This window comes from Streptomyces sp. NPDC034049 (assembly GCF_055575575.1).
Map to the genome: position 1 here is coordinate 90,541 of NZ_JBVISJ010000019.1, position 19,782 is coordinate 110,322.

The 19,782-nt window shown below is 73.0% G+C and carries 16 protein-coding genes; 6 read left to right on the forward strand and 10 right to left on the reverse strand.

Annotated features, from left to right (window positions below):
• The first annotated feature begins 62 nt into the window (after positions 1–62).
• On the forward strand, positions 63–1,541 hold the full coding sequence (locus tag ACZ52C_RS37075) for a ketol-acid reductoisomerase (RefSeq protein WP_469078925.1): 1,479 nt from the start codon (positions 63–65) through the stop codon (positions 1,539–1,541).
• 50 nt (positions 1,542–1,591) lie between these two features.
• On the opposite strand, the gene ACZ52C_RS37080 is transcribed toward ACZ52C_RS37075, so the two are convergent.
• Together ACZ52C_RS37080 and ACZ52C_RS37085 are read right to left on the reverse strand one after the other, a co-directional pair.
• Positions 1,592–2,125: an ATP-binding protein gene (locus ACZ52C_RS37080; protein WP_469078926.1), complete on the reverse strand. Its 534-nt coding sequence runs from the start codon at positions 2,123–2,125 to the stop codon at positions 1,592–1,594.
• A 273-nt stretch (positions 2,126–2,398) separates the two neighbouring features.
• Positions 2,399–2,722: a hypothetical protein gene (locus ACZ52C_RS37085; protein WP_086798651.1), complete on the reverse strand. Its 324-nt coding sequence runs from the start codon at positions 2,720–2,722 to the stop codon at positions 2,399–2,401.
• 338 nt (positions 2,723–3,060) lie between these two features.
• Here ACZ52C_RS37085 and cds1 point away from each other — a divergent pair, with 338 nt between their 5' ends.
• Complete coding sequence (gene cds1, locus ACZ52C_RS37090; RefSeq protein ID WP_469078927.1) at positions 3,061–4,203, forward strand: L-cysteine desulfhydrase Cds1; 1,143 nt, start codon at positions 3,061–3,063, stop codon at positions 4,201–4,203.
• Between the two features lie 110 nt (positions 4,204–4,313).
• On the opposite strand, the gene ACZ52C_RS37095 is transcribed toward cds1, so the two are convergent.
• Positions 4,314–5,147: a DeoR/GlpR family DNA-binding transcription regulator gene (locus ACZ52C_RS37095; protein WP_045561776.1), complete on the reverse strand. Its 834-nt coding sequence runs from the start codon at positions 5,145–5,147 to the stop codon at positions 4,314–4,316.
• A gap of 291 nt (positions 5,148–5,438) precedes the next feature.
• On the opposite strand from ACZ52C_RS37095, the gene ACZ52C_RS37100 reads away from it, so the two are divergent.
• Complete coding sequence (locus tag ACZ52C_RS37100; RefSeq protein ID WP_469078928.1) at positions 5,439–7,994, forward strand: hypothetical protein; 2,556 nt, start codon at positions 5,439–5,441, stop codon at positions 7,992–7,994.
• Here the strand turns inward: ACZ52C_RS37100 and ACZ52C_RS37105 are convergent.
• From ACZ52C_RS37105 to ACZ52C_RS37125, 5 genes are all read right to left on the reverse strand, one after another.
• The gene (locus ACZ52C_RS37105) at positions 7,991–9,487 is read right to left on the reverse strand and encodes an alpha/beta hydrolase (protein WP_469078929.1); all 1,497 of its coding nucleotides are present in this window, start codon (positions 9,485–9,487) and stop codon (positions 7,991–7,993) included. The genes ACZ52C_RS37100 and ACZ52C_RS37105 overlap by 4 nt on opposite strands.
• Positions 9,488–9,592: 105 nt before the next feature.
• The gene (locus tag ACZ52C_RS37110; RefSeq protein WP_469078930.1) at positions 9,593–12,031 is read right to left on the reverse strand and encodes a right-handed parallel beta-helix repeat-containing protein; all 2,439 of its coding nucleotides are present in this window, start codon (positions 12,029–12,031) and stop codon (positions 9,593–9,595) included.
• Positions 12,032–12,142: 111 nt separating this feature from the next.
• A complete protein-coding gene (locus tag ACZ52C_RS37115; RefSeq protein ID WP_469078931.1) occupies positions 12,143–12,766 on the reverse strand; it encodes an Rv1733c family protein in 624 nt (207 codons plus the stop codon).
• A 241-nt stretch (positions 12,767–13,007) separates the two neighbouring features.
• Positions 13,008–13,832 (reverse strand): MOSC domain-containing protein, encoded by an 825-nt coding sequence (locus tag ACZ52C_RS37120; RefSeq protein WP_469078932.1) that lies wholly within the window; start codon positions 13,830–13,832, stop codon positions 13,008–13,010.
• 54 nt (positions 13,833–13,886) lie between these two features.
• Positions 13,887–14,324, reverse strand: a complete 438-nt coding sequence (locus ACZ52C_RS37125) for a DUF6643 family protein (protein WP_469078933.1) — start codon at positions 14,322–14,324, stop codon at positions 13,887–13,889.
• Positions 14,325–14,645: 321 nt separating this feature from the next.
• Here ACZ52C_RS37125 and ACZ52C_RS37130 point away from each other — a divergent pair, with 321 nt between their 5' ends.
• On the forward strand, positions 14,646–15,935 hold the full coding sequence (locus ACZ52C_RS37130; protein ID WP_469078985.1) for a TerD family protein: 1,290 nt from the start codon (positions 14,646–14,648) through the stop codon (positions 15,933–15,935).
• A gap of 15 nt (positions 15,936–15,950) precedes the next feature.
• Here the strand turns inward: ACZ52C_RS37130 and ACZ52C_RS37135 are convergent, their stop codons facing one another.
• Complete coding sequence (locus ACZ52C_RS37135) at positions 15,951–17,144, reverse strand: glycosyltransferase (RefSeq protein ID WP_469078934.1); 1,194 nt, start codon at positions 17,142–17,144, stop codon at positions 15,951–15,953.
• Positions 17,145–17,183: 39 nt separating this feature from the next.
• Between ACZ52C_RS37135 and ACZ52C_RS37140 the strand changes: the two genes are divergently transcribed.
• Both ACZ52C_RS37140 and ACZ52C_RS37145 read left to right on the forward strand, forming a co-directional pair.
• Entirely contained in the window at positions 17,184–17,990 is an 807-nt protein-coding gene (locus ACZ52C_RS37140) for a glutamate racemase (RefSeq protein ID WP_469078935.1), read from the forward strand.
• Positions 17,991–18,040: 50 nt separating this feature from the next.
• Positions 18,041–18,598: a hypothetical protein gene (locus ACZ52C_RS37145; RefSeq protein WP_469078936.1), complete on the forward strand. Its 558-nt coding sequence runs from the start codon at positions 18,041–18,043 to the stop codon at positions 18,596–18,598.
• A gap of 51 nt (positions 18,599–18,649) precedes the next feature.
• Here the strand turns inward: ACZ52C_RS37145 and ACZ52C_RS37150 are convergent, their stop codons facing one another.
• Positions 18,650–19,633: an O-antigen ligase family protein gene (locus ACZ52C_RS37150; protein WP_469078986.1), complete on the reverse strand. Its 984-nt coding sequence runs from the start codon at positions 19,631–19,633 to the stop codon at positions 18,650–18,652.
• Positions 19,634–19,782: the final 149 nt, after the last annotated feature.

The window sequence follows — 19,782 nt, forward strand, 5'->3', positions numbered from 1 at the left end:
GCAACGCTCCGCTGCAAAGGTTGCGCTTGTCGCAACGCTCGCCCGGACCCTACAACTCCTCCATGACCACCACCTCCACGTCCACCGCCGCCTCCACCGTCTTCGCCCTCGAACCCCTGGACATGCCCGGCGGCACCGAGACCGTCCTGCGCGGCGGCCGCCATCTCTTCCCGCTGCTCCCCGAGGCCTTCGCCGGGGTGCGTCGCATCGGGGTCGTCGGCTGGGGACCGCAGGGCCGGGCCCAGGCCCGCAACCTGCGCGACTCCCTCGCCGGCACCGGCATCACGGTCGCCGTCGGACTGCGGCCCGGCTCCGCCTCGGCGGCCGACGCCCGTGCCCACGGCTTCACCGAGGCGGACGGCACCCTCGGCGACTGGCTCGCCGTCACCGCCGAGAGCGACCTCGTCATCCTCCTGATCGCCGACGCGGCCCTCGCCGCCCACCACCGGGAGATCTTCGCCGCCCTGAAGCCCGGCGCCACCATCGGTCTCTCCCACGGCTTCCTCCTCGGCCATCTCCGGGAGACCGGCGGCGACTTCCCGCCCGGCCACGGTGTCATCGCCGTCTGCCCGAAGGGGATGGGCGACTCGGTCCGCCGCCTCTACGAACAGGGCGCCGAGATCAACGGCGCCGGGATCAACAGCAGTTACGCCGTCCACGCCGACCCCGACGGCCACGCCACCGACCGTGCTCTCGCCTGGTCGGTCGCCCTCGGCTCCCCGTACACCTTCCGCACCACTCTGCGCGGCGAGTACCTCTCCGACATCGTCGGCGAGCGCGCCATCCTGCTCGGCGCGGTCCACGGCATCGTCGAGAGCCTCCACACCCGCCACCGGCTCGCCGGTGACGACGAGGTGACCGCGTACGAGCGGTCCTGCGAGAACATCACCGGTCCGATCGCCCGCACCGTCTCCCGCGCCGGACTCCGCGCGGTCCGTGAGGAACTGGACGCGGCGGGGCGGGACGTCTTCGACCGCGCCTACACGGCCACCTACGCACCCGCCCGTGAGATCGTCGCGGAGATCTACGACGAGGTCGCCGACGGCACCGAACTGCGCAGCGTCGTCCTGGCCGAACGCCGTCTGGGCGCCCGCCCGATGAGCGGCATCGGCGGCTCGCCGATGTGGTCGGTCAGCGCCCGTGCGCACGCCCGCCGGGGCGCCCGCGACCTGCCCGTCGACCCGTTCGCGGCGGGGGTCTTCGTCGCCACCATGACCGCGCAGATCGACGAGTTCGTCGAGCGCGGTCACCCCTGGTCGGAGATCGTCAACGAGTCCGTCATCGAGGCCGTCGACTCCCTCCTGCCCTACATGCACGCCCGGGACGTCGCGTACATGGTCGACAACTGCTCCCGCACGGCACGCCTCGGCGCCCGCCGTTGGGGCCCCCGTTTCCAGGCCGCGTACGAGCAGATCGCCTACCCGGCCGCCGAACGCCCGGCCGACCGGGAGCTGTTGGCGTCCTTCGCCGCCCACCCCGTGCACGAGGCCCTGGCAGCGGCGGCGAAGCTGCGGCCGCCGGTGGACATCTCGGTGGGCTGACCCCGCGGGCGTTCGTCCGGGGCGGGCCCGGTGGGAGGGTCACCGCCCGGTCAGCCTGCGACGGCGGACCGGGCGGGAGCGTGTTCGGACCTGCGCCCGCGCGCGGCGGGCCTGCGTCCGGTGTCGTACGGCTGTGCGGTGTCGAGCGTCAGGCCGGTGTCGTACGGCGAGATCTTCGGTACCGCGGCCGAGGAGGCGGGCAGGGTGAACCACACGACCTTCCCGGTCTCGCCGTGCGGCCGCACACCCCAGCTCTCGCTGACCGCGGCGACCATCGCGAGCCCTCGGCCGCAGGTGGCGAAGGGGTCCGCGTCCTGGACGACCGGGAGACGGGGGTCGTGGTCGTGCACCGAGACCGTGAGCCGGCCGAGGAGCAACTCCATCTCCACGGTGCACAGCTTGTCCGGTTCCGCGTGCCGGTGGACGTTGGACAGCAGCTCGGTCACCCCGAGTGCGGCCCGCTCTATCAAGGGATCCAGATGCCAGTAGCGCAATTGCGCAGATACGATTCTGCGGACCTGGCCGATCCGCGACGGCAGGGCTTGGAGCTCCACCGTGCAGTGCCTGCTTTGCTGGCTGATCACGGCTGCGACTCCCCGAAGTTGAGTCCGGAAGAAGATCGGAGTACGGATCCAGCGAGGTGGCTGGGCGAAAAACGCCGCCTGCTGTGGTGCGGCCGCCTACGACTGCCGCCTGTGGGCGGAGGCCGGAGCCGCCGCCTGCTCGTGGGGTGGCTGTCGGCGACCGCCGCCCGCTGACGTGGCCGGCGGGCTGGTTCGCAGCGTTATCGCCGGTAAACCCAGAGTGACGTGAGACCAGAGTGACCCAGGGGGCCCGGTCCCGCAACTCGCGGTTCGTCAGCCGCCGCGACCGGCCGCCCTGCGCACCGCCTCTATGAACCGCCGCGCGGAGGGTGGACCGGGCTTCCCCGGAGCGGGGTCGTGCTCGTTCAGTGTGAGCGTGTAACGGGTGCCGTTGACATCGGCCAACGCCCGGTCGTCGTTGGCGAACCAGGGCCTGGAGGCCCGGACCGCCTGGACCGGCGCGCTGTCGATCTCGCTGCCGTAACTGGTGAGCAACTGCAGGCGGCCGTCCTCGATCCGGACCTGCCCCGCCCGGGTGAGCTGCCGCAACCTCTTCCCGATCCGCACGCCCGTGGCCGTGAACTCCGGCTCGGCCATGTACCCCGCCCCCCTAGTGCGCTTCGGCTGTGCCTGTCGTCTGATCCGTCGCGGACCGTGATCCAGTGTGCCCGAGGTCGCCTCCCCCTGGACGGCCCCGGCGGCGTCGACTCGGCCCGTGCCGTGAAGTCTGCCCGTCCCCCGCGTCGAGCACCAGTGCGCACGGTGGACCGGGGGCGGGGTTCCGGCGCATGCGCGGCATGCGCCCCCCATGCGCCCCGCGCATCCTCGCCACAGGAGAGTCTTTGAGGGGCCCAAAGGCATGTTTATGCAGGTGAGAAGCGTGCGGAAGGTGTCTATCATCGGGACGTCCGACGCCGCGATCCGCCGTCGGCGCGATGCGTGAGGAGCACGCCGTGAGCACCGCCCACCCCACCCGTCCTGGCGCCACCCTCGACGTCGATCACAGCGACACCGAGTACCGCCGCTGGCTCAAGGAAGCCGTGCGCAAGGTCCAGGCCGACGCCAACCGCTCCGCGGACACCCATCTGCTGCGCTTCCCGCTGCCCGAGAGCTGGGGCATCGACCTGTATCTGAAGGACGAGTCGACCCATCCGACCGGCAGTCTGAAGCACCGTCTGGCCCGCTCCCTCTTCCTCTACGGCCTGTGCAACGGCTGGATCCGGCCGGACCGCCCCGTCATCGAGGCCTCCAGCGGTTCCACGGCCGTCTCCGAGGCGTATTTCGCCAAGCTGATCGGCGTCCCCTTCATCGCCGTCATGCCCCGCACGACCAGTGCCGAGAAGATCCGCCTGATCGAGTTCCACGGCGGCAGCTGCCACTTCGTCGACGACTCACGGAAGATGTACGAGGAGTCGGCCCGGCTGGCGGTGGAGACCGGCGGCCACTACATGGATCAGTTCACCTACGCCGAGCGGGCCACGGACTGGCGCGGCAACAACAACATCGCCGAGTCCGTCTTCCGCCAACTCCGCCTGGAGCGCTTCCCCGAGCCGGCCTGGATCGTCGCCACCGCCGGCACCGGCGGCACCTCCGCGACCATCGCCCGCTACGTCCACTACATGCAGTACGACACCCGTATCTGTGTCGCCGACCCGGAGAACTCCTGCTTCTTCGAGGGCTGGACCACCGGCGACCCCGACGTCACCTGCGACTGCGGCTCCCGCATCGAGGGCATCGGCCGCCCCCGTATGGAGCCCAGCTTCGTCCCCGGGGCCGTCGACCGGATGATGAAGGTCCCGGACGCCGCCAGCGTCGCCGCCGTCAGAGCCCTGGAGAAGGCGATCGGCCGCAAGGCCGGCGGCTCCACCGGCACGGGCCTGTGGAGCGCCCTCAAGATCGTCGCCGAGCTGGTCGCCGAGGGACGCCAGGGCAGCGTGGTCACCCTGCTGTGCGACCCGGGCGACCGCTACCTCGACAAGTACTACTCGGACGAGTGGCTGAGCCGACAGGGCCTGGACATCGAGCCGTACGCGGCGGCGATCGAGAGGCTGCTGACGACGGGCGAGTGGACGGACTGAGAGCGCGTTCCCACCGCTGGGCTCCGCAGCGTCCCTTCAGGGGCGCGGGGAACTGCGCGACCAGCCACAATCAACCCGCAGCCGAAAGCCGTCCCCGCACACAACGGCGCTCAGTCGTCCGAGCCGTCGTCGAAGTCTTCCCCCGCCACCACCAACCGCCGCAGATGCTCGGAGATCTCGGCCCGCGCCTGCGCGGGCAACCCCGCGTCGGTCACCAACGTGTCCACCTGCTCCAGCGCGGCGAACGAACTCAGACCCACCGTCCCCCACTTGGTGTGGTCGGCCACCACCACGACCCGTCGCGCCGACTGCACGAGGCGCCGGTTCGTCTCGGCCTCCGCCAGGTTCGGCGTGGACAGACCCGCCTCGACCGATATCCCGTGCACACCCAGGAAGAGCACATCGAAGTGGAGCGCCGCGATCGCCTGGTCGGCCACCGGCCCCACCAGCGAGTCGGACGGCGTCCGCACCCCACCGGTGAGCACGACGGTCGCCGCACCCTGCCGGGGGCCCGTCGTGCGCTGAGCGGCATGGAAGACGTCGGCGACCCGCACCGAGTTGGTGACCACGGTCAGATCCGGCACGTCCACGAGACGGTGCGCCAGCGCGTACGTCGTCGTACCGCCCGACAGCGCGATCGCCGAGCCCGGCGCCACCAGCTCGGCGGCCGCCCGCGCGATGTCCTCCTTGGCGGTCAGCTCCAGCCCGGACTTCGCCTCGAAACCCGGCTCGTGCGTGCTCGCCTCGGCCACCGGCACCGCGCCGCCGTGCACCTTCTCCACCGCGCCCTGCCGGGCCAGCGCGTCCAGATCGCGACGCACGGTCATGTCCGACACGCCGAGTTTGCGCGTCAGCTCGTTGACCCGGACCCCGCCCCGTCGTCGTACCTCGTCGAGGATCAGGGCTCGGCGCTGCTCCGCGAGGAGGTTCTGGTTCTCACTCACGCTCGCTCCGGTCCTCTTGCCCCATCACGCCCGACACGCCTTCCTACCCCCTCCGACAAGGACATTCCCCCGTCCCCGGTCCCGGGGACGCCCCATATTCGCACGCCCCGCCACCGGCGACGCCATTCCCCGCACAGTCGCGCGCACGTCACGCTCCGTTCCTCGCGCCCGCCACTATCACACGGATCGCGGAGATTCGGTGATCACAGGTGTATGACGTCCGATCAGGGGCGATCATCTCTGCCTGCACATCACATCTGCCTTGCGGCACGTCTCGGGGGAAGCGGAACAGTGGATCGTGCGAGGGAACATACGACACATACGGAACCCAGGGAACAGCCGGCGCCGCGCGACGGCGGCCCGCCCCCTGATTCCGGCCGTACCACGACCGACGCGCCCGCCCTCGAACTCCTGGTCCATGGCGTCGGCGGCACCACCCCCGAACGTATGCTCGATGATCCGCGTACGGTCCGTGTCACCGGCGACGACACCGCCGCGGTCTTCCGGCGCATCGACGACGCCGACGCGGAGAAGCGTCCAGCCGACTACCGGGGCAAGCCCGTCCCCGAGGCCTACGTCTGGTGCAACCTCACGTCCGGGAACAGCTCGCGCGCCCTGTGGCTGTTGCTGCTGCCGTTCATGGTCGTCAACCTCGCGCACTGGATGCGTCCCCCCGCCCGCGGTCGCCGCGGCACGGTACGTCTCTACGGACTCCTCGTCCGCCTGGCCGGACTGACCCTGACCGTGCTGCTCGTCGCGGCGGCCTGCGAGGTCGCGCTCGACCTGACCGCCTGGCAGTGCGCCGGCGCACGCGCGTGCGCGGAGGCGCACACCTGGCTCGGTTTCCTCTCCCCGGCCGTCTCCGACGGCGGCTGGTGGAGCCAGCCCGGCCGCCGCCTCGCCGTGGCGGCCGTGGTGCCCACCGCGCTGACCGGCCTCCTGTGGTACCTCTCCCACCGCACCTGGAGCGAGTACGAGTCCCAGCGCCCCATGGACCGCGACGACGGCCGTTCCGACGACGGGCGTCCCGACGACGAGAAGGCGACACCCGATGCACCCGGCGCATCCAGCGTTGGCGCATCCGGCAGTGGTGCCGCGTCGCGCCACGCGCCCGACGTCGAGGACACGGCCCGTGTCGCCCTCGGCCGGCCCGGCTTCTGGTACGGCCGTCGGCTCGTCGCCAGGCTCCGCGCCGCCCACGCGGCGGCCGGGTTCCTCACCGCCGCGGCGGCCGTCGGCACCTCGGCGGCCCGCCACGACCGCCGGGCGGGCGGACCGGCCCTCCTGGAGCTCCTGGGCTGGCTGCTGAACTCCGCCCTCGTGCTGCTGGCGGTGACCGTGGTCTGGGTGGTCTGCCGCCGAGGCCGCAGCGAGCGCCGCCTCGACAAGGGCCTCGACGAGAACCTGGTCCGCCGCCTGCCCGCCTGCGCCATCGCCGTGCTCGTCCTGGCCGTGGTGTACGCGGGGTGGTCGCGCCCCGGCTGGCGGTCGACGGGCCGGCTCCCCGGCGACCTGACCTTCGGCGGGATCACCCTGGTGCAGGGCCTGCTCGTGGTCGCGCTCGGTGTGGTCGCCCACATCCTCCACCGCTCCCGCCCCGACTCACGCACGGCCATGTACGGTCTGGCCGGCCCCGCCGTCGCGATGCTCGCCTGCGCCCTCGGGGGCGTGATGTCCGCCGGTGTCGCCCAGCGGGTCGCCGACTGGTTGGGCGGCACCGACGACGCCCTCTCCGGCCCGCCCGTCCTCCTGACCTGGCAGGCCTCCGTCATCCCGCCCCTCCTCCTGGTCCTCCTCGGGCTCCTCGGCTGGCTCACCCGCCGCACCTTGGCGCTGCGCCGGGTGGAGACGGAGGCGGTGGAGCGGGAGTACGGCCTGGTGGGAGAACGGCCGCAGGAGCAGGACAGGAGACCGCCGGGCCCGGACGAGGAGCCGGAGCGGGACAGCGTGCCGCCGGACGAGGAGCGCGAGGCGCAGGACGTCGGGCGTACCCGCCGTATCGCGCGGACCCGTGCCATGGCGGCCCTCACCGACCGGGCGCCCCGCATCGTCGCCGTCACCTCCACCGTGACGCTGCTGCTCGGTGCCGCCGCCCTCACCGGCGCCCTGGTGACGGGCGAGACTCCGGCGCGGGCGGCGCAGGGCTCCTACGGCTTCGTCGAGGGAGCCGCCCAGACCGCGCAGGCGCTGGGGTCCTGGCTGATCGGCGTGGGCTTCCTGCTGTTCGTCACCTGGGGCCGACGGGCCTACAAGGACGCCTCCGCGCGGCGCACGATCGGCATCCTCTGGGACGTGGGCACCTTCTGGCCCCGCGCCGCACACCCGTTCGCACCGCCCTGCTACGCCGAGCGGGCCGTCCCCGACCTGACCTGGCGCATGGCCACCTGGACCCGCACCACCGGCGGCCGGCTCGTCCTCTCCGGCCACTCCCAGGGCAGCGTCCTCGCGGCGGCCGCCGCCTGGCAGCTGACCCCGTCGGTCCGCAGCCGCGTCGCGCTGCTCACCTACGGCTCACCGCTGGAGCGGCTGTACGGCCGCTGGTTCCCCGCCCACTTCGGCCCCGAGCCGCTCGCCGCCCTGCACCACGAGGTCGACTGCTGGCGCAATCTGTACCGCCGCACCGATCCCATCGGCGGCCCCGTACGGCTGACGAGCCGGCACGGACCGCAGGTCGACGCCGAGCCCTTCAGTGACCCCCTCGCCTACGGCCGCACCGGCGCCCACCCCCTGCCCGCCCCGATCCTCGGCCACTCCGACTACCAGGCGGACCCGGCCTTCGTGGCCGAACGCAGACACCTGCTGGACCGGCTCGGCACCGAGCTGCCGGGCCCTCGGGCCGCGCCCTAGTCCGGACACGTGACATCCCGCGCGGGGCGCTCGCCCGTGGTCAGGAACGCGGTCACGGCGCGGTCGCCGCAGGCGTTGCCCGTGCCCAGGTAGACGCCGTGCCCGCCCCGTTCGACCGTGACGAGCCGCGCCCGGTCACCGAAGGCGCGACGCATCCGCAACGCGCCGACGTACGGGGTGGCCGGGTCGCGCCGGTTCTGGACCATCAGGATGTTGGACGGGCCCCGGTCGGTGAGCCTGGTCGGCTTGTCGGCGGGGGTGTCCTTCCAGAAGGCGCAGGGGAAGACGTTCCCCGGCAGGCCGGCTGTGAGCGGATAGCGCGCCCGGTTCGCGGCCACCGCCCGCTCGTACCCGGCCACCGACCGCGGCCAGCGCACGTCGTTGCAGATCACGGCCATCGTGACGGCTGCGTCCTCGTCGCCGAGCGGCCCGGCGACCTCCGGCGGCAGCACCGGGGGCGCGCCCGGCGTCATGGCCGCCCGCATCAGCCCCGCCAGCCGGGGGAAGGCGGCGTCGTTGTAGAGGGAGTCGTACATGACCTGCCTCAGCAGATTGCCGCTGAGCGGCACGCCCGGTGTCGTCGACTCCCTCGGCGCGCGGTCCAGCTCCGCCGCCAGGGAGAGGAACAGCGGCCGGATCTCCTCGGCCCGCCGGGCGAGCCGGAGGCCGTCCCGGTCCCGGGCCGGGTCGGCGGCCCACGCCGCGAAGTCCGGGAACCGGTCCTCCGCGCCGACCGCCATGTTCGCCACCCAGGCCCGCTCCACCCGCCGGGGATCGGGGTCGTCGTTGCTGTCCAGCACCCAGCGGTCGGTGCGCTCCGGGTACTTCTGCGCGTACACGGCACCGACGTAGGACCCGTACGAGATGCCGTACGCCGACAGCTTCTCCTCGCCCAGGGCCTGCCGCAGACGGTCGATGTCGCGTACCTCGTTGGCGGTGCTGAAGCTGCGCAGCACCGCACCGCCGTCGCGGGCGCACGACTCGGCGGTGCGGCGAGAGCGGGCGACGTTCTCCGCGATACCGCCGTCCGGTGCGGGCCAGGGCCGAAGGGTCACCAAGTGCCGGTCGGCAGCGGGTAGTTCACAGGACGCCCGGGTGCTGGCGCCGACGCCGCGCGGGTCGAGGCTCACGATGTCATAGGTGGCACCGAGCTCCCGGCGCAGTGCCTCGCCCTGCCGGGTGAGCCGGGCGATGCCGGAGCCGCCGGGCCCGCCGGGGAGCACGAGCAGGGTGCCCCGCCGGGCCTCGGGGCGCTCACTGGGCAGCCGGGACACCGCGATACTCAACCGGGGGCCGTCGGGGGCCCGGTAGTCGACCGGTACAGCCAACTCGGCGCACTCCTGCCCGGCCGGACCGCCCGGCAGGACGCAGGGGCGCCAGGTGAGCGCGGGCGGGGACGGGGAGGCGAGGGCCGGAGTCGTGGCCGTCAGCGCGATGCCGACGACCGAGGCGGTCAGTGCGAGGACCAGGACGTTTCGTGTGCGAACTGTCATGGCCCCATCGTGTCCAAGGGGCCACTGCCGCCCCATCCGGCAGCCCGGTCACCCGGGGGTGGGGATTGCCCCCGGCCCGCACGCCTGCCGGCCCCCGGACCTCGCCTACGGCAGCTGCGGCAAGTCCTCCGCGAACAGCAACGTCAGGTCGTCCGTGCTCGGTTCGTCGACCTGGGCGACCCGGCTCGCGTGCCGCTCGACCATCGCCTCGAAGGTCTGCCGCGCGGTCCGGCCGTTGCCGAAGGCCGGGCCCTTGGGGAGGGCGGTGAAGTACGTCAGCAGGGCGTCGCCCGCGCCGGGCGCCAGCCGGTACTCGTGCTCCTCGGCCTGCTGCTCCACGATCCGCAACAGCTCGTCGGGGACGTAGTCGTCGAAGGTGATGGTTCGTGAGAAGCGGGACGCCACACCGGGGTTGACGGTGAGGAAGCGCTCCATCTCGGCCGTGTAGCCCGCGACGATCACGACCACCGAATCCCGGTGGTCCTCCATCAGCTTCACCAACGTGTCGATGGCCTCCTTGCCGAAGTCCCTCCCGGAGTCCTCCGGCGACAGCGCGTACGCCTCGTCGATGAACAGCACACCGCCATGGGCCCGTTGGAAGGCCTCCTGGGTGCGGATCGCGGTGGAGCCGATGTGCTCGCCGACCAGGTCCACCCGGGACACCTCGACGAGATGTCCTTTCTCCAGGACGCCGAGCGAGGCCAGGATCTCGCCGTAGAGGCGGGCGACCGTGGTCTTGCCGGTGCCGGGGGAGCCCGTGAACACCAGGTGCCGTTTGACCGAGGCGGCCTTGAGGCCGGCCTGCTGGCGGCGACGGCCCACCTCGATCATGTCGGTGAGGGCGCGGACCTCCCGCTTGACGCTGTCCAGGCCGACCAGCGCGTCGAGTTCGCCGAGGACGGCCTTCGAGGTCCGCGTCGAGGGCTCGGGCTCGGCGGCGGGAACGGCGGTCGGCGGCTGTTCGGTGGTGCGCTGCCCGGGGATCGAGCCCAGCAGACCGGGCGACGGGGCCGTGGTCTGGGTGGCCGTCTCCCGGGAGACCGGGGGACGTACGCCCGCGCTCTCGTCGCTCGCGCAGTCCTCGACCACCGGGCCGCCGCCGACGGCGCCGGGGCCGCCGTCCGCGAACTCGTAACCACCGCGCGCGCAGCGCTCCGTACGGCATTTGCGCAAGGTCGCCCGGCAGCCGTCGATGATGTGGAAGCCGTAGCCGCCGCTGCCCGTGACCCGGCAGTCGAGGAAGCTGCCGCGGCCCTCGGCGGAGACGTAGAAGCCCGCCTCGGCGGGCGAGGTCACCGTGCAGCGCTCGATGGTCGGGTCGGCGCCCTTGGTGACGATCACGCCGGTCTGGGTGCCGTCCACCGTGCAGCCGCTGAGGGTGCCGCCGCTGCCGTGGTCGCGGAACCAGGCGCCCGTGGCGGCGTCCCTGATGCGGCAGTCGTCGAGCTGCGCGGTGGCGCCGTCGCTCACGGACACCGCCGTGTTGCGCACCTGCGACAGGTCGCTGTCGACGACGTCCGCGCGCGAGCCCCGGTCCAGGACGAACAGCGCGTCCGGCACGTCGTGCACCCGGCAGGACTCCAGCACCGCCGTCGCGCCGTCGCTGACCCAGACCGCCGGGTAGTCGCCGGTGCTGTCGAAGATCTCGCACTGGTTGGCGTCCACCCGGGTGCCCGGGTCCCACACCGACAGGCCGTTGCGCCCGAACTGCCGGACCGAGGTGCGGGTCAGGGTGAGGACGGAACGCGAGCGGAGGTCGACCGCGTTCTCCGGAATGTCGTGGATGCGGCAGTCCGCGAGGGTGAGCACGGCGTCCGTGTCGAGGGTGACCCCGTCGGCGGTGGTCCGGTGCACGTCGCAGTCGGTGAGATGGGCCGTGGCACGCCCGGTGATCTGCACGCCGCTGCCGCGGACCTCGTAGACCTCGCAACCGACCGCCTCCAGCGAGGAGTTCTCCCCGGTCGCCGTCAGGCCCGAGCCGGAGGTGTGGTGCACCCGGCACCGCTCCAGCCGCGGATGGCCGCCGCCGCGCACCGCGACACCGGCCTGGCCGGCCGCGACGACCTCGCACTCCTCGAACACACCGCCACCGCCGTCGACCACGGCGATGCCGATGCCGGCCGGGTTGTCGACGGTGCAGCGGCGGACCGTGGGGCGGGCGCCGCCGCGCACCTCGATACCGGCCGCGGAGCGGGTGACGATCCGCAGGTCCAGCAGCTCGGGGGTGCCGTCCTCGACGAGCAGCGCGGGCGCCGCCGCGTCCTGCCCCTCCACATGCAGGTCCTGCACGACGGCCGAGGCGGCTACGGTCAGCGGTACGCCGTCGGCGGGCGCGATGCGCACCGAGCCGGGCGAGCCCTCCGGGCCGCGCAGCGTGACCCCGCGCCGCACCACGAGGTTCTCCCGGTACGTGCCCGGAGCGACGATGAGCACGTCGCCGTCGCTCGCGGCCTCCAGGGCCGCGGCGAGCGACGAGTACTCACCCGTGCGGCGCCGCCACCGCGATGTACCGGTGTGCGTCACCTGGACCGTGCCCTGTGCCATGGCGTTGCTGTGCCCCCACCTCGTGGAACGCGGGTCGATGCCGAACAGTTCGGCTGGTCGGTCCACCGTAGCGTGCGCGGGCAGGGGGAGTTGACCGGAGTGGGAAGGCGGTCAGCTGCCCGTGCCCGTCCTGCCCCAGTCCGGCCCGGCCTTGTCCCATGCCTGGTCCCAACGGGTGTAGCGGTGGCGGACCATGCGCCAGACGATCACGCGTCTGATGCCCTCGACGAGTCCCGCGGCGAGCACGGTGGCGCCGAATCCGGCCAGCACCGCGTGGGTCGTGGCGGTGGCGGTGTCCAGGGGGCGTCCCACCGTCCGGCCCTGGTCGTCCGTCCACAGGGTGAAGTGGTCGCCGGGCTGCGGGGTCTTGAGGTTCGCCATGACCGTGCCGTGGCGCGGGGTGCCGTCCGGGCCGGTCCAGTCGGCGACGACACGGCTCTGCCGGTCGCGGGTCGTCGCGGTCTCCGGATCAGGGTCCAGGGGGGAGCCGTCGACCTTCTTGACGACCGTGGCCGTGACCCGGTGGCGGCTGTGCTGCTGGTCGCGCACGGCCTGCTGCAGGGCGTTCTGGGCGGTGCCGCCGACGACGGCGCCGATCAGCGGCGCGGCGACGAGGATCAGCACGAGGGCCGCGAACGCCAGCCAGGCCTCGACCAGATCGGTCGTCCGCCGCAGCGGGTTGTGACGCCAGCGCCACAGGCCGCCGAACGCCCGCAGTCCACCGATTGCCCGCACCGCCCCACACCCCCTTACGCGTCCGTGATAGCCCCGGGCGGAACCGTCCACGCGCAGTTCCGGTCGAGAGAGAGGGAAATCACCCTCCCGCCGGCCTTCTCATGAAGTTCTCACAAAGACCCAACGGTCGGACCCGGGGCGTGTGTTCCCTGGACACGGACCGAATCGTAGGAGATTGAATTTTCAAGGGCGAGCGTGGGGTTCTCCCAGGACCACTCAGAACTCGTCGAGATCGAACTCGCTATTCGAGCACCCGGACCGGATCGCCGACCCGTACCGTGCCCGCGGATTCCGGGACGAGGTTCTGTCCGAAGACCAGCTTGTCGCCGAAACGGCGGTGGCGCGCGAGGGTGCGCAGTGGCTCACGACCGCGCTCGGCGGTGTCCTGGTCGGTGGTGGTCACCACGCACCGGCCGCACATCTTGGCCACCCGGAAGCTCACTTCGCCGATGGCGACGCGCCGCCAGCCGTCCTCGGCCCAGGCGTCCGTGCCGTCGACGACCACGTTCGGCCGGAAGCGGCTCATGGGCAGGGGGCTCTCCTCGGCGTGGTCACCCCGCGCGACGAGGTCGTTGAGCGCGGCCAGTGAGGCGAGTGTGGTGAGCAGCAGCGGATAGCCGTCGGCGAAGCTGACGGTCTCGCCGGGGCGGGCGTACTCGGGGTCGATCGGGCGTCGGGTCCCCGGGTCGTCGAGATGTACCAGGCGCACAGGAAGGCCCAGGTAGTCACTGAACCAGGTGTGCGCCGCGGCGTCGGCGGGGACCGCCTCCACCTTGTCCCGCCAGATCTCCACGGTGGTCGTGCCGGTGGGCGCGGGCACCGGGACGGTGAGCGGCTCGCGACCGGGCGCGGACAGCAAGAGACCGCCGCCGGGCAGCAGCCCGGCGGCGGCCAACGCCATACGCGGATGCGGACGTTGAGTGATGACCTTGCCCGAGTCGTCGACCAGCACCCAACGGCGGTCGCCCGCCAGCCCCCAGGGCTCCACGACGGCCTCGTCGGGGGCGAAGCCCCGGGCCGCCTTCAGCGGGTGGACGTGGATCGAGTGCAGTGACGGATTCCCCATGGGGTCATCCTGCCAGCAGGCTGTGACAACCCCACGCGAAACGTTCCAGAAGCCTCAGTACCCGCGGTACTGCTGGCCGTTGTACGGGTCCTGCTGGTACGGGGCCGCGGGGGCCGGGCGGGGTGCCGCCGGGCGCATGGCCTCGTAGCCCGCCATGGGGCGTTGCTGTTGCTGCTGCGGCTGGACGCCCGGGTAGCCGCGCGGACCCGCGGACTGCTGCGGGATGTACGCGTTCGGCGCCTGCTGGAGCGGCGAAGGCTGTTGGGCCTGCGGATAGCCGTAGGCGGGCTGGGAGGGGCCGGCCGGCAGCGCGGGCAGCGCCGACGGGAGCGCGGGCAGGTTGCTGCCCGGGGTGTCGTACGCGGCGGGTACCCGGATCGGGGCGATCTGAGGGGTGCCCCGCTCGGCGACGAGAGAGTCGTAGATCGGGGTGTCCGCGAAGGACGAGGCGGAGTAGTAACCGCCGCCGTAGGTGGAGCGGGGGGAGGTCATGGCACATAAGTTAAGCCCACGATGTGCTGGTTGGGGAGACCGATAAGAGGGTTGTTTTCCGTGTCGGCCGTGACGCTGGATCCCCAATGCGAGCGAACTCGGCGAAAAAGGGCAGCAAAGAGCCTTCTGATCGTGTAAAGCCCGAGTTCCTGGCGGGTTACCGGCGGTCGGCCGAGGATCTTTCGGTACGGGTTCTGGGGGTTCGGGGGGCCGGGGGAATAGGTTGGGCCGACAACGGACCCGGCCGGATCCGACGGACCGCGCGGGACACGGCCCGGTGACGACCTTCTGGATGACCTTCTGATGGGGGCGGACATGTCAATGCCGAAAGGATCGAACACCGCGGTACCGACGACCGCGCTGCGCGTCGAACTGGGCTGGCGCTCCGGACCGGGCGTGCCCGACGCGGACGCCTCGGCGCTGCTGCTCGTCGGCGGAAAGGTGCGCTCGGACGCCGACTTCGTCTTCTACAACCAGCCCGCGCACTCCTCCGGCGCGGTCCGCCACGAGGGCAAGCGGGACACCGCGGGACAGGTCACCGACTCGCTCCTCGTCGACCTCGCGCGCGTGGAGCCCGCCATCGAGACCGTCGTGGTGGTCGCCTCGGCGGACGGCGGCACCTTCGGGCAGGTGCCCGGACTCTACATCCGGGTGCTCGACGAGCGGGCGGGCACCGAGGTCGCCCGCTACGACAGCGCGGACGCCGGCGTCGAAACCGCTTTCGTCCTCGGTGAGTTCTACCGCCGCCAGGGCGCCTGGAAGTTCCGCGCCGTCGGCCAGGGCTACAGCACCGGCCTCGAAGGCCTCGCCACCGACTACGGCATCACCGTGGACGAGCCCCAGCAGGCGGCGGCACCGACGCCCGCGCCGGTGGCCGCGCCCGCCCCCGTCGCCCCGCCCGTCACCGTGCCGCCGCCGGTGACGACCGCCCCGCCCCCGCCTCCCGCCCCGCCCGCGGCGGCCCCGGCCCCCGTCCGCCTCACCAAGGTGACGCTCACCAAGGAGGCCCCGGCGGTCTCCCTGACCAAACAGGGCGGCACCTCCGGCGCCATGCGCGTGAACCTCAACTGGGAGGTGCGCAAGCAGTTCAAGGGATGGGGCAGCAAACTGGGCCGGGCCGTCGCCATGCACGCGGACCTCGACCTCGACCTGTGCGCCCTGTTCGAACTCTCCGACGGCAGCAAGGGTGTCGTCCAGGCACTCGGCAACGCCTTCGGCTCACTGGGTCAGCCGCCGTTCATCCATCTCGACGGCGACGACCGCACCGGCGCCGTCAGCAGCGGCGAGAACCTCACCATCAACCTCGACCACAAGCAGTACTTCAGGCGCATCCTCATCTTCGTCACCATCTACGAGGGCGCCCGCTCCTTCGCCGACCTGCACGCCACGGTCACCCTCCAGCCGCAGCACGGCGCACCCATCGACTTCTCGCTCGACGAGTGCACGGTCCCCTCCACCGTCTGCGCCCTCGCCCTCATCACCAACCAGGGAGGCGACCTCATCGTCCAGCGCGAGGCCCGCTACCTCGTCCCCGAGCGCGGAGTGAGCCCCCAGCGCACGGTCGACTACGCCTACGGGTGGGGCATGAACTGGACCCCCGGCCGGAAATAGCCGGCCCCGCGGACCCTAGCTCTCGTCCGGGACCGCGTCCGGGCGGGCGTAGGTGCGGCCCTTCCAGGCCGCGCCGCGCCCCCGGTGGTGCCGCACCGCCGAGTCGACCGTCATCAGGAGGTACAGCGACGCGGTGAACGGCAGCAGGGGAGCGAGGCCCGGCGGCAGACCGTAGTAGCGGAGCATCGGCACGTACGTCGCCGCCATCAGCAGCCAGGCGAGCCCGCCGAGCAGCGCCGCCGCCGGGTCGGCCGTGACCAGGCCCGCGACGAGCGCGACCGGCGGGACCAGGTAGACCAGGGCCAGGCCGAGGACCGTGCCGACGAGCAGCAGCGGGTTGTGCAGCAACTGGGCGTAGGCGCTGCGGGCGACCATGTGCCACAGGTCGCCCAGCCGGGGGTAGGGCCGCACACTGTCCACGCGCTCCGCCAGCCCGAGCCAGATGTGGCCGCCGCTCCTCTTGACCGCCCCGGCCAGTGCCACGTCGTCGATGACGGACTGCCGGATCGCGTCCGGGACCCGCGCCCGCTCGGCGGCCTCGACTCGCAGCAGCACACAGCCGCCCGCCGCTGCCGCCGTGCGCGCACCCCGTACGCCGATCCGCCGGAACGGATAGAGCTGGGCGAAGAAGTACACGAAGGCGGGCACGACCAGCTTCTCCCACCCGCTCTCCACCCGCAGCCGCGCCATCTGGGAGACCAGGTCGAAGCCGCCGGTGCGCGCGGCCGCCACCAGCGCGCGCAGGCTGTCGTGGCGATGCGCGATGTCCGCGTCCGTCAGCAGCAGGAACTCGGGTCCACGCGCGCGTGCCAGCGTCATGCCGTGCCGCACGGCCCAGAGCTTGCCCGTCCAGCCCGCGGGCGGCTCCCCGGGCGAGGACACGGTGAGGGGCAGGCCGCCGAACCGGCGGGACAGCTCACGGGCCAGATCACCGGTCCCGTCCGAGCTGCCGTCGTCGACCAGGAAGACCTCGGCCCGCCCCGGATAGTCCTGGGCCAGCAGCGACGGCAGGCTCTCCGGCAGTACGGCGGCCTCGTCACGGGCGGGGACGACGACACAGACGTCCGGCCAGTCCGCGGGATCCCGGCGGGGCGGCAGGCGCACATCCGTGCGCCAGAAGAAGCCCTGGCCGAGCAGCAGCCACAACCAGGCGGCGAGTGATCCGGCGGCGGTCCACGCGATGGCGCTCACGCCCGCAGTCTGCCCCACCGGAGCGGCCCTACCGAGCCCATCGTCTATCGTGGCCGGGTGAAGATCGCGCTCATGGACTCCGGTATCGGTCTGCTCCCCGCAGCCGCCGCGGTACGGCGGCTGCGGCCCGACGCGGATCTCGTGATCTCCTCGGACCCCGACGGCATGCCCTGGGGCCCGCGCACCCCCCAGGACCTGACCGAGCGTGCTCTCGCCGTCGCCGAGGCGGCGGCCGCCCACTCGCCCGACGCGCTGATCGTCGGCTGCAACACCGCCTCCGTGCACGCCCTGCCCGCCCTGCGGGCCCTCCTCGAACCGGGCCTGCCGGTGATCGGCACGGTCCCGGCGATCAAGCCGGCCGCGTCCGGTGGCGGCCCCTTCACCATCTGGGCGACACCCGCCACCACCGGCAGCCCCTACCAGCGCGGCCTCATCGAGGAGTTCGCCGACGGTGTCCCGGTCACCGAGGTGCCCTGCTGGGGACTGGCCGAAGCGGTGGAGCACGCCGACGACGCGGCGATCGACGCCGCCATCGCCGCGGCCGCCGCGCTGACGCCCGAGGACGTGACGACCGTCGTCCTGGGCTGCACCCACTACGAACTCGTCGCCGAACGCATCCGCGCGGCCGTTCAGCAGCCGGGCCGCCCGCCCCTCGTCCTGCACGGCTCCGCCGGTGCCGTGGCCGCGCAGGCGCTGCGCCGCATCGGTGAACTGCCGAAGCCCGAGGCCGACTGGACCGGGTCGACGCTGACCGTCCTGCTCAGCGGCCGCGAGGGCGCGCTGCCCGCCCCGGCCCTGGCCTACGAGGAGGGCCGACTGCTCGCGACGGCCGGCGCCGCACCGGCCGTCAGGGCGGACCGGTAACGCTGCGCGACCAGGTGCCCGCGCAGTGGAACCTGAGTAGTCTCGAAGCCATGAGGGACCACCCCCACGGCGAGACGGGCACCCCCGAAGGCCCGCACCCCGAGGTATGGACCGGCCGCGCGACCAATCGCGGCCAGTGGCTGCTCGCCCTCGGCGGCGCCGCCTGCATGGCACTGGGCATCGAACTCGCGGTCGACTCCGCGTGGACGTCCGGTGTCGCCCCGCTCGTCATGTCCGTCGTCGGCTGCATCGCGGCCGGGCTGCTCGTCCTCTTCGGCACGCTCGCGTTCGTGCATGTCTCGGTGAAGGTCGACGAGGACTGCCTGGAGGTCCGCTGCGGCCACATCGGTGTGCCGCGCCGCCGCATCCCCCTGTCCCAGGTCGCCGACGCCGCCTTCGCCCCGTGCGTCACACCCCACCAATGGGGCGGCTGGGGCTACCGCTGGCGGCCCGAGAAGGGCACCGCCGTCGTCGTACGCCGGGGCGAGGCGGTGGTGCTGCGCCTCTGGGACGGGCACACCTTCACGATCACCGTGGACAACGCCGAGACGGCCGTGAGCGTCATCCGCGCCCGGCTCACCCCGAAGGCGTCCGACGCCGCGCACTGACGCCCTCCGCGCGGCCGGTCCCGCCCGGCCGACCGCGCGGACAGGCCCTGGCTAGCGATCGCCGAGGTCCGGCGCCGTCCCGCTCTCGTTCTCCGTCAGGGGCCATGCCGTCGCCATCCCCGCGAGCAGGCCAGCGCCCGCCGTCACCGCGGTGAAGCTCAGCGCGTTGCCCACGGCGGCGATCGCGGCCATCGCGGTCACGGCCGCGCCCGCGGTGAGGACCACCGGCGTGGAGCGCGGGGTCCGCCACAGGACATAGAGGACCCAGCCGAACACGGCGGCGAGCAGGGCGACACCGACGAGGCCCTGTTCGGCGGCCAGCTGCAGCGGCGCCGAGTGGGGACGGTCGTCGGCCGACAGCGACTCGGCGACCGTCGGGCTCAGCTCCCCGAAGCGGCCCGGTCCCGCGCCGAGCAGCGGTTCGTCGTGGACCAGACCGAGCGCGTCGTGCCACAGCAGGATCCGGTGCGGGGTGAGCTGCCCCTCCAGCGAGTCGGTCAGCCCGGTCGGCAGGGCGTTCTCGGCGACCGCCCAGACCGTCGTCGTCACCAGGGCCGTGGCGAGGGCCAGTCCCACGAGGCCCGGGCCCCGGCGCATCCGGGCCGCCGCGAGCGAGCACAGCAGCACCCCGGCGCACGCGGCGAAGCCGGTGATCGAGCCGAGCGCCGCCGCGGTCACGGCGATCCCGCAGGCCAGCAGCCGCAGGGCCAGCCTCAGGCCGGGCGCACGGGCCGCCCAGGCGGCACAGCAGGCGGCGCCGGCGGACAGCACCAGCAGCGCGGCGGTCGCACCGGTGTGCCCGAGCGGCGAGACCAGCGGCGAGCCCGTCATGGTGTGCGGGTCGGTGACCGCCAGACCCAGACCGGCCAGTGCTCCGGCGGACGGTGCCACCACCGGCAGCACGGCCCCGCAGATCCGGCCCGCCGCGTAACCGGCCGCCACCGCGAGCACCGCCAGCAGCACACCCTCCGGACGGCCGCCGCGCGCCGCCGCCGTGATCAACGACCAGGCCGCGCACGCCCCGAGCAGGAGCACTCCCGTGACATCGGAGACGTTCCGTCTCTCGTGCGAGGCCGACGCTCCGGCCGCGGACTCCGTCCCCGTGGACCCCAAGGTGTCGCCCCCCGACTGTGCCGGGCCTCGACCGCCCGGACGACATCTCGCCGCACGTCAGAGGCTCGCGC